General features: G+C 60.0%; 12 protein-coding genes. 8 read left to right on the forward strand and 4 right to left on the reverse strand.

Annotated elements, in window-relative coordinates; translation table 11 throughout:
• Nucleotides 1–39 precede the first annotated feature (39 nt).
• From ppsA to MJP36_RS10050, 8 genes are all read left to right on the forward strand, one after another.
• Nucleotides 40–2,415, forward strand: a complete 2,376-nt coding sequence (ppsA, locus tag MJP36_RS10015; RefSeq protein ID WP_244385283.1) for a phosphoenolpyruvate synthase — start codon at nucleotides 40–42, stop codon at nucleotides 2,413–2,415.
• 106 nt (nucleotides 2,416–2,521) lie between these two features.
• On the forward strand, nucleotides 2,522–3,511 hold the full coding sequence (locus MJP36_RS10020; protein ID WP_244385284.1) for an alpha/beta fold hydrolase: 990 nt from the start codon (nucleotides 2,522–2,524) through the stop codon (nucleotides 3,509–3,511).
• A gap of 230 nt (nucleotides 3,512–3,741) precedes the next feature.
• Nucleotides 3,742–4,233 (forward strand): ribonuclease E activity regulator RraA, encoded by a 492-nt coding sequence (rraA, locus tag MJP36_RS10025; protein WP_017527456.1) that lies wholly within the window; start codon nucleotides 3,742–3,744, stop codon nucleotides 4,231–4,233.
• A gap of 24 nt (nucleotides 4,234–4,257) precedes the next feature.
• The gene (locus tag MJP36_RS10030; RefSeq protein ID WP_090369287.1) at nucleotides 4,258–5,253 is read left to right on the forward strand and encodes a zinc transporter ZntB; all 996 of its coding nucleotides are present in this window, start codon (nucleotides 4,258–4,260) and stop codon (nucleotides 5,251–5,253) included.
• Between the two features lie 86 nt (nucleotides 5,254–5,339).
• Nucleotides 5,340–5,585, forward strand: a complete 246-nt coding sequence (locus MJP36_RS10035; RefSeq protein WP_060756224.1) for a hypothetical protein — start codon at nucleotides 5,340–5,342, stop codon at nucleotides 5,583–5,585.
• A 2-nt stretch (nucleotides 5,586–5,587) separates the two neighbouring features.
• The gene (locus MJP36_RS10040) at nucleotides 5,588–6,412 is read left to right on the forward strand and encodes a mechanosensitive ion channel family protein (RefSeq protein ID WP_017527459.1); all 825 of its coding nucleotides are present in this window, start codon (nucleotides 5,588–5,590) and stop codon (nucleotides 6,410–6,412) included.
• An 87-nt stretch (nucleotides 6,413–6,499) separates the two neighbouring features.
• Nucleotides 6,500–7,090 (forward strand): RNA polymerase sigma factor SigX, encoded by a 591-nt coding sequence (sigX, locus tag MJP36_RS10045; protein ID WP_003193286.1) that lies wholly within the window; start codon nucleotides 6,500–6,502, stop codon nucleotides 7,088–7,090.
• A gap of 107 nt (nucleotides 7,091–7,197) precedes the next feature.
• On the forward strand, nucleotides 7,198–8,181 hold the full coding sequence (locus MJP36_RS10050; protein ID WP_090369289.1) for an OmpA family protein: 984 nt from the start codon (nucleotides 7,198–7,200) through the stop codon (nucleotides 8,179–8,181).
• Between the two features lie 60 nt (nucleotides 8,182–8,241).
• On the opposite strand, the gene cobA is transcribed toward MJP36_RS10050, so the two are convergent.
• Genes cobA through nirB form a run of 4 tightly spaced genes read right to left on the reverse strand, consistent with a single transcriptional unit; the run spans nucleotide 8,242 to nucleotide 14,471 of the window.
• Nucleotides 8,242–8,985, reverse strand: coding sequence for a uroporphyrinogen-III C-methyltransferase (cobA, locus tag MJP36_RS10055; protein WP_244385285.1), 744 nt, complete (start codon nucleotides 8,983–8,985; stop codon nucleotides 8,242–8,244).
• Between the two features lie 10 nt (nucleotides 8,986–8,995).
• Nucleotides 8,996–11,704 (reverse strand): nitrate reductase, encoded by a 2,709-nt coding sequence (locus MJP36_RS10060; RefSeq protein WP_244385286.1) that lies wholly within the window; start codon nucleotides 11,702–11,704, stop codon nucleotides 8,996–8,998.
• On the reverse strand, nucleotides 11,704–12,021 hold the full coding sequence (gene nirD / locus MJP36_RS10065; RefSeq protein ID WP_060756220.1) for a nitrite reductase small subunit NirD: 318 nt from the start codon (nucleotides 12,019–12,021) through the stop codon (nucleotides 11,704–11,706). Before nirD ends, MJP36_RS10060 begins: the two co-directional genes overlap by 1 nt.
• On the reverse strand, nucleotides 12,018–14,471 hold the full coding sequence (gene nirB / locus MJP36_RS10070) for a nitrite reductase large subunit NirB (protein WP_244385287.1): 2,454 nt from the start codon (nucleotides 14,469–14,471) through the stop codon (nucleotides 12,018–12,020). The genes nirD and nirB overlap by 4 nt, the downstream gene beginning before the upstream one ends.

Raw genomic sequence — 14,471 nt, forward strand, 5'->3', positions numbered from 1 at the left:
GTCCTGAGCTTTTCCAACACAGTTAGTGGAGAGATCACCTTGGTAGAGTACGTAGTTTCCCTCGATAAGCTCGGCGTCCATGATGTAGAGCACGTGGGGGGCAAGAACGCATCCCTCGGCGAGATGATCAGTAATCTTGCAGGCGCTGGTGTGTCGGTGCCCGGTGGTTTCGCCACCACGGCCCAGGCTTACCGCGATTTCCTCGAACTGAGCGGCCTCAACGCTCAGATCCACGCCGCGCTGGATGCCCTGGACGTTGATGACGTCAATGCGCTGGCCAAGACCGGTGCCCAGATCCGCCAGTGGATCATGGAAGCCGAGTTCCCCGAGAAACTTAACGAAGAAATTCGTGCCGCCTTCGCCGCCCTGTCCGCCGGCAACCCGGACATGGCGGTCGCCGTGCGTTCCTCGGCTACCGCCGAAGACTTGCCCGACGCCTCGTTCGCCGGCCAGCAGGAAACCTTCCTGAATATCCGTGGCGTGGAAAACGTCATTCGGGCCGCCAAGGAAGTGTTTGCTTCATTGTTCAACGATCGCGCGATTTCCTACCGCGTACACCAGGGTTTCGACCACAAACTGGTGGCCTTGTCTGCTGGCGTGCAGCGCATGGTGCGTTCGGAAACCGGTACCGCCGGCGTGATGTTCACCCTGGACACCGAATCGGGCTTCCGTGACGTGGTGTTCATCACCGGCGCCTACGGCCTGGGTGAAACCGTCGTACAGGGTGCGGTCAACCCGGACGAGTTCTACGTACACAAGGGCACCCTCGAAGCAGGCCGCCCGGCCATCCTGCGCCGTAACCTGGGCAGCAAGGCCATCAAGATGGTCTACGGCGACGAGGCCAAGGCCGGTCGCTCGGTGAAAACCGTTGAAGTCGACAAGGCCGAGCGTGCGCGCTTCTGCCTGACCGACCAGGAGGTCAGCGAACTGGCCAAGCAAGCGATGATCATCGAAAAGCACTACAAGTGCCCGATGGACATCGAATGGGCCAAGGACGGTGACGATGGCAAGCTGTACATCGTGCAAGCCCGTCCGGAAACCGTGAAAAGCCGCACGTCGGCCAATGTCATGGAGCGCTACCTGCTCAAGGAAACCGGCACTGTGCTGGTTGAAGGCCGTGCGATTGGCCAGCGCATCGGCGCAGGCAAGGTACGCATCATCAAGGACGTGTCCGAAATGGACAAAGTCCAGCCAGGCGACGTGCTGGTTTCCGACATGACCGACCCGGACTGGGAACCGGTCATGAAGCGCGCCAGCGCCATCGTGACCAACCGTGGCGGGCGTACCTGCCACGCGGCGATTATCGCCCGTGAGCTGGGTATCCCTGCTGTGGTGGGTTGCGGCAACGCCACCCAGTTGCTCAAGGACGGCCAGGGCGTGACCGTGTCCTGCGCCGAAGGCGACACTGGCTTTATCTTTGAAGGCGAGCTGGGTTTCGACATCAAGCAAAACTCCATCGACGCCATGCCCGACCTGCCGTTCAAGATCATGATGAACGTCGGCAACCCCGATCGCGCCTTCGATTTTGCACAGCTGCCGAACGCCGGCGTGGGCTTGGCCCGCCTGGAGTTCATCATCAACCGCATGATCGGCGTGCACCCCAAGGCGCTGCTGAACTACGACGGCCTGCCGTTGGAGATCAAGGAAAGCGTCGATAAGCGCATCGCCGGCTACAACGATCCGGTGGGCTTCTACGTCGAGAAGCTGGTGGAAGGCATCAGCACCCTGGCGGCGGCGTTCTACCCGAAAAAGGTCATCGTGCGCCTGTCGGACTTCAAGTCCAACGAATATGCCAACCTGATCGGCGGCAAGCTCTACGAGCCGGAAGAAGAAAACCCGATGCTGGGCTTCCGTGGCGCCTCGCGTTACATCAGCGAAACCTTCCGTGACTGTTTCGAACTCGAATGCCGTGCCCTCAAGCGCGTGCGCAACGAGATGGGCCTGACCAACGTCGAGATCATGGTGCCGTTCGTGCGCACCCTGGGCGAGGCGAGCCAGGTCGTCGACCTGCTGGCTGAAAACGGTCTGTCCCGTGGCGAAAACGGCCTGCGCGTGATCATGATGTGCGAGCTGCCGTCCAACGCCATCCTGGCCGAAGAGTTCCTGGAGTTCTTCGATGGCTTCTCCATCGGCTCCAACGACCTGACCCAGCTGACACTGGGCCTGGACCGTGACTCCGGGATCATCGCCCACTTGTTCGACGAGCGTAACCCGGCGGTCAAGAAGCTGCTGGCCAACGCCATCCAGGCCTGCAACAAGGCCGGCAAGTACATCGGTATCTGCGGCCAGGGGCCTTCCGACCACCCGGACCTGGCCAAGTGGCTGATGGAACAGGGCATCGAAAGTGTCTCGCTGAACCCCGACTCCGTACTGGAAACCTGGTTCTTCCTGGCTGAAGGCCAAGCGTCCGCCTAAGGTCGACGCGTCAAAAGTGCCGGTCACTCGTTGCGGGTGACCGGCATTCTTATCTGTACAGGGCGGGAATCCTTGCGGACGCCGCCCTTTTTTGTGCAAGAGCATTATGCAAAGCAGCAGCAACCTGTTTCCCGTCGCCCTGATCAGCGCTGAACGTCGCGGCGACCTGAGTGAAGATGTGTATCGCCTCAAACCCGGCAACAGCCCGGACGGTACTGTCGAGCTGGCCGTGACCCGCTTGGGCCTGGCTGATGTCCCGGAAAACCGGGGCACGCCGATTATTTTGCTGCACGGCAGTTTTTCCAATCGGCGCTTTTGGTACTCGCCCAAAGGTATCGGCCTGGGTGCCTATCTGGCACGCCAGGGGTTTGATGTATGGATCCCGGAAATGCGTGGCCATGGCCTGTCCAAGCGCAATCACGACTACGCCAAAAACCGTGTCGCCGATTACGCGCGCTACGACGTGCCGGCCATTGGCGCTTTCGTGCGTGAGCAGAGTGGGCAGATTCCCCACTGGATCGGGCATTCCCTGGGCGCTACGACTCTGGCGGCGGCCCTGGGTGGCCAGCACTTGGGCGCACCTGCAGCGACTTCCGTGGCATTGTTTGGTTGCCAGGTCAGCCGCACTTACTGGCCGCTGAAAATCCCTGCGGTGGAGTGGGGCGCGCGCTTGATCTTGAAGCGCCTGGGCCAGTTGTCCGGGCCAAGGCTCAAGCGCGGCCCGGAAGACGAGCCTATCGGTATCATGCTTGAAACCATGCGCTGGCATGGCCTGTTCGGGCGCTTTGGCGATGCCGAGCGCGACTGGTGGAAAGGCTTGGCCGAGGTTGATGTGCCACTGCTGGCAGTGAGCGCCGCAGGTGATCGGCAAGACCCGGACTGGGCCTGCCGCAAGCTGTTCGAGCAGGTCGGCTCTGAACATCGCCAGTACCTCTGCCTGGGGCGTCAGCAAGGGTTTAGCGGTGATTTCGGGCATGTGCAGATGCTGGTCAGCAAGCCTGCGCAGGCCGAGGTCTGGCCATTGGTGGCACGCTGGTTGAGAGACCCGCTGACACCCTTGTCCGGCGCACAGTCCGAAGTTGACGCAGCGGTTTGACGAAGCGCTCTGCCAAGGGCGTTTCACTTGTGAGTAGTTGCGGCTAAGATATGACGCGTTAAACGCTTCTGGTCATATTCAGTCGCGCAACGGGTATTGCGTTGCGGCCAAGCGGGTCTGATCATGGCCGCCGTCAACCGCGCAGTCTTTAAAGAAAGCCTGTTGTGACGCGTTTTCCTGATGTACAGCATGGGATGTTGAACCTCTACTTTGATGACAGGAGTTTCTCGATGAACCATTACGTGACCCCCGACCTGTGCGACGCCTACCCGGAACTGGTGCAGGTGGTTGAGCCGATGTTCAGCAACTTCGGCGGGCGAGACTCCTTTGGCGGCGAAATCGTCACCATCAAATGCTTTGAAGACAACTCCCTGGTCAAGGAACAGGCCGACCAGCCAGGCGCCGGCAAGGTGCTGGTGGTTGATGGTGGCGGCTCGCTGCGCCGGGCGTTGCTGGGCGACATGATCGCCGAGAAAGCCGCGAAAAACGGCTGGGAAGGGCTGGTGATCTACGGTTGTATCCGTGACGTCGACGTTATCGCCCAGACCGACCTGGGGGTGCAGGCGCTGGCGTCGCATCCGATGAAGACCGACAAGCGCGGCATCGGCGACCTGAACGTGGTGGTGACCTTTGCGGGCGTGACATTCCGCCCGGGTGAGTACATCTACGCCGATAACAACGGCGTGATTGTGTCGCCCAGCCCGCTGAAAATGCCTGAATAAACCGCAGTAGCCATAGGGGTCAGGATGTTCGAGGAAGAAAACGCGCAGTGGGGTTTGGTACATGCCCTGGTGCTGGACGGTAAAGGCGGTGCGCGTTCGATTGCCCGGACTGAGCTCGATGATTTGCACTTGCAGCCCCAGGAAAGCCTGTGGCTGCATTGGGATCGCAGTCACCCCCAGACCCAGACCTGGCTGCGTAAATCCAGTGGTCTGAGCGAGTTTGCCTGTGACCTGCTGCTGGAGGAGAACACTCGTCCGCGCCTGTTGCCGTTGCCGGATGCCGAATTGCTGCTGTTCCTGCGTGGGGTCAACCTCAATCCAGGTGCCGAGCCTGAAGACATGGTCTCGGTGCGTATTTTTGCGGCGGCCGACCGGGTCATTTCCCTGCGTCTGCGGCCGTTGCGCGCCACCGATGAGTTGCTGGTGCAATTGGCGGAGGGCAATGGGCCGAAAACGGCGTCCGAGCTCATCCTTTATATGGCGCAGTACCTGACCAATAAAGTGCAGGATCTAGTCACGGACCTGTCTGAAATCGTCGATTCCGAGGAAGAAAAACTCGATGCCGACGAACGGTATACTCCGGAGCATGGCAGCGTGTTGCAGATTCGCCGACGCGCAGCCGGGCTGAAGCGTTTTCTCGCGCCACAACGGGATATTTTTGCGCAACTGACGCGCATCAAATTGCCGTGGTTTTGTGATGACGACGCCGACTACTGGAACGAATTACACAACAGCCTGACCCGTTACCTGGAAGAGCTCGAATTGGCTCGGGAGCGCGTGGGGCTTGTGCTTGAGACCGAGGACCGGCGCTTGAGCGTGCGTATGAACCGCACCATGTACCGCTTCGGGATCATCACCGGGATTTTTCTGCCGATGAGTTTTTTGACCGGCCTGCTGGGAATCAATGTGGGTGGAATACCCTTTGCGGGAAACCCCTACGGATTCTTGATTGCCTGCCTGATGATGGTGGCCGTTGCACTGGGGCAATGGTGGCTTTTTCGACGATTACGCTGGGTTTGACCTGAATATGACCTGAACGCAGCAAGGGTCTTATGTGACCTCAAGAATTTAACCCTCGTCTTTTAAAACACTTGCGAGAGGTCTTTATGCACGATCCGTTCGAACAGTCTTTGCGTGACATGCTCAATGCATCGCCATCCAACCGTGATGACGATGCCTGCCTGGGCCGCGTTTTGAAAACCGCCAACCGCCAGGTAGGGGCGGGCGACCTGTTCGGTCTGTTGGGTCGCTGGTTGCCGGCGCTGATGATGGCCCTGAACAATGGTTCGGCCCATGTGTCGCCGGTTTCCCGCCGTGAACCTCTTGCTCGCACTGCTGATAAGGCTGATTGAATATGGAACTTGATCTCTGGACCCAGAGCCTGGTCACCGCGATGACCGCACTATGGACCAAGGTGGCGAATTTCATTCCCAACCTGTTTGGTGCCCTGGTTCTGGTGTTGCTGGGCTTTGTCGTGGCCAAGCTGCTCGACACCCTGCTGTCCAAATTGCTCGCCAAATTGGGGCTCGACCGCTTGATGGCAGGCACCGGCCTGACCAAACTGCTGGGGCGCGCAGGGCTGCAAGTGCCGATCTCCACGTTGATCGGCAAGATCGTTTATTGGTTTGTTTTGCTGATTTTCCTGGTTTCTGCGGCGCAATCCCTTGGACTTGAGCGAGTTTCAGCTACGCTCGACATGCTGGCGCTGTATTTGCCGAAGGTTTTTGGCGGCGCGCTGGTGCTGCTGGTGGGCGTTCTGCTGGCACAACTGGCCAATGGGCTGGTGCGTGGAGCGGCTGAAGGCGTGGGCCTGGACTACGCGGCGGGCCTGGGGCGAATCGCCCAGGGGCTGGTGATCATCATCAGTATTTCCGTCGCGATCAGCCAGTTGGAGGTCAAGACTGACCTGCTCAACCATGTGATTGTGATTGTTTTGATTACCGTTGGTCTGGCCGTTGCGCTGGCAATGGGGTTGGGAAGCCGGGAAATTGCCGGGCAGATTCTTGCGGGAATCTATGTGCGTGAGCTGTATCAGGTTGGGCAACACGTGCGTGTTGGCGAGGTTGAAGGGCAAATCGAGGAGATCGGCACGGTCAAGACGACGGTGCTGACCGATGACGGCGACCTGGTGTCGCTGTCCAATCGGATTCTCCTGGAACAGCAGGTCAATAGCCGCTAATACGGCAAATCCTGCTAATGTACGCCGCCGCAAACCCGGCTGACCGGATTGTGGCGGACATTGACCTGACTGTCGGCACGACTTGTTTTGAATAAAGCCCAAACGCTGTCTACGCGCTACGACCCCCGTGAGCTCTCTGATGAGGAGTTGGTCGCGCGCTCGCACACGGAGCTGTTTCACGTAACACGTGCGTACGAAGAATTGATGCGCAGGTATCAACGCACTCTGTTCAACGTTTGTTCAAGGTATTTAGGGAACGATAGAGATGCGGATGATGTCTGTCAGGAAGTGATGCTCAAGGTGCTGTATGGCCTGAAGAACTTCGAGGGCAAATCGAAGTTCAAGACATGGCTCTACAGCATCACGTACAACGAGTGCATCACGCAGTATCGTAAGGAGCGGCGAAAGCGTCGGTTGATGGACGCTTTAAGTCTTGACCCCCTTGAGGAGGCGTCTGAAGAGAAGGCGCCGGCACCCGAGGAGAAGGGCGGACTTGATCGCTGGTTGGTGCATGTGAACCCGATTGACCGTGAAATTCTGGTGCTACGATTTGTCGCAGAGCTGGAGTTTCAGGAAATCGCTGACATCATGCATATGGGTTTGAGTGCTACAAAAATGCGTTACAAGCGTGCTCTTGATAAATTACGTGAGAAATTTGCGGGCGAGACTGAAACTTAGTGCGTGGCAAATATCTCTTACGTGTAGGCAAGTTCTGTTAGACTTGTCGCCGAGTTGTCCCCCGGTTTGTGGGACTGCTTTACAATCACCAGATGGGGATTTAACGGATGAAACTGAAAAACACCTTGGGCTTGGCCATTGGTACTCTTATTGCCGCTTCTTCTTTCGGCGCACTGGCACAAGGCCAAGGCGCAGTTGAAGGCGAGCTGTTCTACAAGAAGCAGTACAACGATAGCGTTAAGCACATCGAAGACGGCTTCAACCCTGGCGCTCGCATCGGTTACTTCCTGACCGACGACCTGTCCTTGAACCTGTCCTACGACACTACCAACCACACCCGTTCGAACGACGGTACTGGTAACCAGAAGATCAAAGGCGATACCGGCAGCCTGGTTGCCCAGTATCACTTCGGTCAAGCTGGCGTAGACAGCCTGCGTCCATACGTAGAAGGCGGTTTCGGTCACCAGAGCCGTACCAACGTCAAAGCTGACGGCCACAGCGGTCGCGACCAGTCCACCCTGGCTATCGCTGGCGCTGGCGTGAAGTACTACTTCACCAACAACCTGTACGCTCGTGCCGGTGTTGAAGCTGACTACGCACTGGACAACGGCAAGTGGGACTACTCCGCACTGGTCGGCCTGGGCGTGAACTTCGGCGGTAACGCTGGCGCAGTCGCTCCAGCTCCTACCCCAGCACCAGCTCCAGAGCCAACTCCAGAGCCAGAAGCTCCAGTTGCTCAGGTTGTTCGTGTTGAGCTGGACGTTAAGTTCGACTTCGACAAGTCCGTTGTTAAGCCTAACAGCTACGCTGACGTGAAAAACCTGGCTGACTTCATGAAGCAGTACCCTAACACCACCACCGTGGTTGAAGGTCACACTGACTCCGTAGGTCCAGACGCTTACAACCAGAAGCTGTCCCAGCGTCGTGCTGACGCTGTTAAGCAAGTTCTGGTCAAAGACGGTATTGCTCCTAACCGTGTAAGCTCGGTTGGTTACGGCAAATCCCGCCCAGTTGCTGACAACGCAACTGAAGCTGGTCGTGCTATCAACCGTCGCGTAGAAGCCTCGGTAGAAGCTCAAGCTGCTCAGTAATTACTGAGTAGTAGAAAAAACCCGGCTCAGGCCGGGTTTTTTTTGCCTGCAATATATGCCTCAGGCGCTGGCTGGCACGGCAATGCACGCCGCCTGCGCAGCCGCGGCAACGCTACCGATCACCAGAATCGCCGGGCTCTTCAAGGCAAATGCCTGCGCGTCCCAATGCATGCGCGCCAGCGTGCTGCGGCATTCGCGCTGCTGGGGCAGGGAGGCATTTTCGATCATCGCCACCGGCATATCGGCGACCATGCCAGCGTTGAGCAATTGCTGACGAATCTCCTCCAGCTTCGCCACCCCCATGTACACCACCAACGTCGTCCCGCCCTCGGCCAGTGCCCGCCAGTTCAGGCTGCTGTCGTCCTGGGTATGCGCCGTGACCAGCGTTACGCCACGGCTCACACCGCGCAAGGTCAACGGGATATCGCAATTCGTCGCACCCGCCAGCCCTGCCGTGATCCCGTTGACTAGCTCCACATCGACACCGCGCTCGCGCAACCACAGCGCTTCTTCACCGCCCCGGCCAAAAATGCACGGATCGCCGCCTTTGAGCCGCACCACGCATTTTCCCTGGCGCGTATAACGCAGCATCAGGCGATGAATAAAATCCTGTGGCGTCGAACGGCAGCCGCCGCGCTTGCCGACGGTGATCACCCGCGCATCCAGGCAATGCTCCAGCACCTGTGGGTTGACCAGATCATCGATCAGCACCACATCCGCCTCACGCAAGGCCCGCACCGCCTTGAGGGTCAACAGTTCCGGATCGCCAGGCCCTGCGCCCACCAGCCAGACTTTTGCGTTCATGTTCTTCTCCTCACACATTAATGGCGAATGGCTGCGGGTTGCCGGCCAAAAGACGTTTGATTTCCGGTACACAGGAACCACATTGGGTGCCGCAGCCCAGCGCTTGTTTGAGCCCTTCCAGGCCCAGGCCGCGGGCGATGCCGGCACATACCGCGCTTTCGCTGACGTTCTTGCAGTTGCACAGGGTCTTGAGGCTGGCCGCCGCACCACCCGGCGGTGCGCTTAATGGGGCCAGCAGCCAGCGCCGCAATTGATCATCGGCGCGACCTTCCAGCCACAGGCTTTGCAACCAGTGCCGCGCCAGGGTTTCCCCTGCCAGGCGCAGGGTGGTGATGCGGCCTTTCTCGATCTTCACGCGTTTGCCGATCGAGCGGCGTGGGTCGTCATAAGCCATGACAGGGCCGTCATTGAGGCCGAGGAGTGCGTCGATACGGGTCAGCAGTGACAAGTCGGGCGCCTCGCCATGCGCGGCGCGCACCAGCAATGCCGGGCGTTCACGTCCGACCAGAGTCAAACTGACGTAGGCAAAGTCCTCGCACAGCGGGCGCAGCGCCTCAAAGTGCTGTTGCACATTGCCTTCGATCAGCGCGAACAGCTGCCACGGCAGTTGTACTGCCTCCAGGCGCACGCCACTGTGCTTGAGTTCCGGTTGTTTCGATAACGGGTCAAACGCCGGCTGCGTAAGGGTGTTGACGCCACCCTTGAGAAAGCGGTCGCCCCAATGCATGGGCAGGAACGCCTGGCCTGGGCGCACGCTGTCATCGCTGCTGACCGCGACGATCACGCTGCCACGGCGGCTTTTCAGGCTGACCAGATCACCATCCTTCAAGCGATGGCGGCGTAATTCATCCGGATGCAGGCCCAACAACGCTTCGCTGACATGCCCAAACAACTGGGCCGCCGTGCCGGTGCGGCTCATGCCGTGCCACTGGTCGCGCAGGCGGCCGGTGATCAGGGTCAGCGGGAAGCGGGCGTCGCGTTGCTCCTTGGCCGCACGGTAAGGATCAGCGACAAACTGCGCGCGACCGCTATCGGTTGGGAACACGCCATCGCTGTACAGGCGCGTTGTTCCGGATTGCGCACCCGTCGGAAACGGCCATTGTTGCGGCCCGATCCGGTCGAGCAGGGCATGGCTGATACCCGACAGGTCAAGGTCACGATGGCGCGTCAGCCCTTTGTACTCATCAAAGATCTGCGCCGGTTGTTCGAACGCAAACAGGCTGGCCAAGCCCGGCCGCAAGCGCTTTTCCAGGCGCCGTGCGAAATCCAGCGTAATGGCCCAATCGGGTCGTGCTTCTCCCGGTGGGACGATGGCTTGGCGGACGTGGGAAATACGTCGCTCGGAGTTGGTCACGGTGCCTTCCTTTTCTCCCCAACTGGCCGCAGGCAGCAGTAGGTCAGCATAAGCGGCCGTCTCAGTGGTGCGAAAAGCTTCCTGCAGGACCACAAACGGGCAAGCGGCCAAGGCTGCGCGTACGCGGTTCTGGTCCGGCAGCGATTGTGCCGGGTTGGTACAGGCAACCCACAGCGCCTTGATCTTGCCGGCCTGGATCTGCTCGAACAGTTCGATCGCGGTCAACCCGGTTGGCTGCGGCAATGAATCAACCCCCCAATACGCGGCGACTTCGGCCCGATGCTGCGGATTGGCCGCTTCACGATGGCCCGGCAACAGATTCGCCAGGCTGCCGGTCTCGCGGCCACCCATGGCGTTGGGTTGGCCGGTCAGGGAAAACGGGCCGCAGCCCGGCCGGCCAATGGTCCCGGTGGCCAGGTGCAGGTTGATCAAGGCGCTGTTTTTCGCACTGCCGGCGGTGGATTGATTCAGCCCCATGCACCACAACGACAGGAAACTACTGGAAGTACCCACCCATTGCGCGCACAGGCGCAGTTGCTCAACGCTGATCCCGCACAACTGCGCGACCATTTGCGGCGTGTAGTCATGCACCAGCCGCTTCAACGGCGTCAACCCGTCGGTATGGGCCTGGATAAAGTCGCGGTCGATCCAGTCTTCCCACAGCAACAGATGCAAGATCCCATGGAATAACGCCACATCCGTACCCGGTAAAATCGCCAGGTGCAGGTCAGCCAAGTCGCAGGTGTCTGTGCGCCGTGGGTCGATCACCAGCACTTTCATTTGAGGGCGCCGTGCCTTGGCTTCTTCCAGGCGTCGGAACAGCACCGGATGCGCGTAGGCCATATTGCTGCCGACGATCATCACGCAGTCGCTGCTTTCCAGGTCCTCATAGCTGCACGGCGGGGCGTCGGCACCCAGGCTGCGTTTGTAGCCGACCACTGCCGAAGACATGCACAGCCGCGAGTTGCTATCGATGTTGTGGGTGCCCACCAGCGCCCGCGCCAGTTTGTTGAAGCTGTAGTAATCCTCGGTCAACAATTGCCCGGAAATGTAGAACGCCACGCTGTCCGGCCCGTGTTCGGCGATCGTGTCGGCGAATACGTTGGCGGCGTGTTCCAGGGCCGTGTCCCAATCGGTGCGCGCACGGGCCAGGTTTTTGCCCAGGCGCAGTTCGGGGTACAAGGCACGGGCAGCCAGGTCACCGGTCAGGTGCAGGCTGGCGCCCTTGCTGCATAACTTGCCGAAGTTGGCCGGATGGCTCGGGTCGCCTTGCACGCCGAGGATCTGTACGCCGTCATGCTCGATCAGCACGCCACAACCCACCCCGCAATAACAGCAGGTGGACGCGGTAACCTGGCGGTTCATCAACCTGCGTCCCGCAGGGCCAGCATCACCCGGCCGTTTTCCACGCGGGCGGGGTGATGGTGGGCGCAGCCGATATCCGGCGCCTGGGCTTCGCCGGACGCCAGGTCGATCTGCCAGTTGTGCAACGGGCAGGCCACGCGTTTGCCGTAGATTAAGCCCTGGGACAGCGGCCCGCCCTTGTGCGGGCAACGGTCGTCGAGGGCGAAGACTTCATCGTCACTGGTACGAAAAATCGCAATATCGCCTTTAGGCCCCTGGATGATGCGCGAGCCCAGGGCGTTGATTTCATCGAGGGCGCAGATATCCAGCCAGTTCATGCCGACACCTCCAGCTGTTTGACGGGGATGACCTCGAACTCCTTTTTCAATTGGGGCTGCTCCAGGCGCTCCTTCCACGGGTCCTGTTCGAACGACAGCGAAAATTGCAGGCGCTCATTCAACGCTCGGCGTCGGGCCGGGTCTTCCAGTACGGCTTTCTTGATGTGCTCCATGCCGACCCGTTGCAGGTAGTGCACGGTGCGCTCCAGGTAGAAGGCTTCTTCGCGATACAACTGCAGGAACGCGCCGTTGTACTCGCGCACTTCTTCGGCGGTTGTCAGCTTGACGAAGAACTCCGCGACTTCTGTCTTGATCCCGCCATTGCCGCCGATATACATCTCCCACCCGGAGTCGACACCGATGATGCCGACGTCCTTGATGCCTGCTTCCGAGCAATTGCGTGGGCAACCGGAGACGGCCAGCTTGACCTTGTGCGGCGACCACATATTGAACAGGTCGTGCTCCAGCTCGATGCCCAGCTGTGTGGAATTCTGCGTGCCGAAGCGGCAGAACTCGCTGCCGACACAGGTCTTCACGGTGCGGATGGATTTGCCATAGGCGTGGCCCGACGGCATGTCGAGGTCTTTCCACACGCCAGGCAGGTCCTGTTTCCTGATGCCGAGCAAGTCGATGCGTTGGCCGCCGGTGACCTTGACCATCGGCACGTTGTACTTGTCGGCCACGTCGGCGATACGGCGCAGCTCCGACGGATTGGTCACGCCGCCCCACATCCGGGGGACGACGGAGTAGGTGCCATCTTTCTGGATGTTGGCGTGGGCACGTTCGTTGATCAGGCGCGATTGCGGATCGTCCTTGGCCTCGCCGGGCCAGGTCGAGATCAGGTAGTAGTTCAACGCCGGCCGGCAGGTGGCGCAGCCGTTGGGCGTGCGCCAGTTCAGGTAGCTCATCGTGCCGGCGATGGTCAGCAGGTGCTGGTCGCGGATGGCCTGGCGGATCTGTCCGTGGTTGAGGTCGCTGCAACCGCAGATGGCTTTTTCGCTTTTGGGTTTGACGTCGGCGGCGCCGCCCACGGTGTTGATCAGGATCTGTTCCACCAGCCCGGCGCAGGAACCGCAGGAGCTGGCGGCCTTGGTGTGTTTTTTGACGTCGTCGACGCTGAACAACCCGTGTTCCTGAATCGCCTTGACGATGGTGCCCTTGCACACGCCGTTGCAGCCGCAGACCTCGGCGTTGTCGGCCATGCTCATGGCCTTGTCCTGGCCTTGATGGCCGACGTCTCCCAGCGCGTTTTCGCCAAACATCAGGTGATCGCGGATCTCGCTGATGGCGTGGTTCTCACGGATCTGCCGGAAATACCAACCCCCGTCGGCGGTGTCGCCGTACAGGCAGGCGCCGACCAGGATGTCGTCCTTGATCACCAGTTTCTTGTACACGCCGCCAATCGGGTCGGAGAGGGTGATGGTCTCGGTGCCTTCGCCGCCCATGAAATCGCCGGCGGAGAACAGGTCGATACCGGTGACTTTCAACTTGGTCGACGTGACCGAGCCTTTGTAAGTGGCAAAGCCGAGTTGGGCCAGATGATTGGCGCAGACCTTGGCCTGTTCGAACAGCGGCGCGACCAGGCCGTAAGCGGTACCCCGATGGTTGGCGCATTCGCCGATGGCGTAGATGCGCGGGTCATAGGTTTGCAGGGTATCGTTGACCAGAATCCCACGGTTGCAGGGGATGCCGGATTTTTCCGCGAGTTCGGTGTTGGGGCGGATGCCGGCCGCCATTACCACCAGGTCGGCCGGGATGATGTCGCCGTTCTTGAACTGCACCGAGCCGACGCGACCATTGCCGGCGTCGTGCAGGGCCTGGGTCTGTTCGCACAGGCGAAACACCAGGCCACGGCTTTCCAATTCGGTTTGCAACAACTGGCCGCTGGTCTTGTCCAGTTGCCGCTCCAGCAGCCATTCGCCGATATGCACCACGGTCACCTGCATACCGCGCAGCATCAGGCCATTGGCGGCCTCCAGGCCGAGCAGGCCGCCGCCGATGACCACCGCGTGCTTGTGGGTCTTGGCGGTGTCGATCATGGCTTGGGTGTCGGCAATGTCGCGATAGCCGATCACGCCCTGCAAGGTGTTGCCGGGAATCGGCAGGATAAATGGCGTGGAGCCGGTGGCGATCAGCAGGCGATCGTACTCTGCCTCGGTGCCGTCCTCGGCGATGACGATGCGTTTGACGCGATCGATCTGCACCACTTTGCGGTTGAGCAGCAGCTTGATGTCGTTGTCCAGGTACCAGCTCAGGTCGTTGAGTACGATCTCTTCGAAGGTCTGTTCACCGGCGAGCACCGGCGATAGCAGGATGCGGTTGTAATTGGGATGCGGCTCGGCGCCGAACACGGTGATGTCGTAAAGCTCGCTGCTCAGCTTGAGTAATTCTTCCAGGGTGCGAACCCCGGCCATGCCGTTGCCGATCATGACCAATTTGAGTTTTTTCAT

It is taken from the genome of Pseudomonas palleroniana, assembly GCF_022836895.1.
GTDB classification, from domain to species: Bacteria; Pseudomonadota; Gammaproteobacteria; order Pseudomonadales; family Pseudomonadaceae; genus Aquipseudomonas; species Aquipseudomonas palleroniana.

Excerpts from the sequence above, each read along its gene's own strand:
- nirD (WP_060756220.1), bottom strand. The coding sequence starts at position 12,021 with ATGAACTGGCTGGATATCTGCGCCCTCGATGAAATCAACGCCCTGGGC.
- MJP36_RS10050 (WP_090369289.1), top strand. The coding sequence starts at position 7,198 with ATGAAACTGAAAAACACCTTGGGCTTGGCCATTGGTACTCTTATTGCC.
- MJP36_RS10060 (WP_244385286.1), bottom strand. The coding sequence starts at position 11,704 with ATGAACCGCCAGGTTACCGCGTCCACCTGCTGTTATTGCGGGGTGGGT.
- nirB (WP_244385287.1), bottom strand. The coding sequence starts at position 14,471 with ATGAAAAAACTCAAATTGGTCATGATCGGCAACGGCATGGCCGGGGTT.
- cobA (WP_244385285.1), bottom strand. The coding sequence starts at position 8,985 with ATGAACGCAAAAGTCTGGCTGGTGGGCGCAGGGCCTGGCGATCCGGAA.
- MJP36_RS10035 (WP_060756224.1), top strand. The coding sequence starts at position 5,340 with ATGCACGATCCGTTCGAACAGTCTTTGCGTGACATGCTCAATGCATCG.
- MJP36_RS10040 (WP_017527459.1), top strand. The coding sequence starts at position 5,588 with ATGGAACTTGATCTCTGGACCCAGAGCCTGGTCACCGCGATGACCGCA.
- rraA (WP_017527456.1), top strand. The coding sequence starts at position 3,742 with ATGAACCATTACGTGACCCCCGACCTGTGCGACGCCTACCCGGAACTG.
- MJP36_RS10020 (WP_244385284.1), top strand. The coding sequence starts at position 2,522 with ATGCAAAGCAGCAGCAACCTGTTTCCCGTCGCCCTGATCAGCGCTGAA.
- MJP36_RS10030 (WP_090369287.1), top strand. The coding sequence starts at position 4,258 with ATGTTCGAGGAAGAAAACGCGCAGTGGGGTTTGGTACATGCCCTGGTG.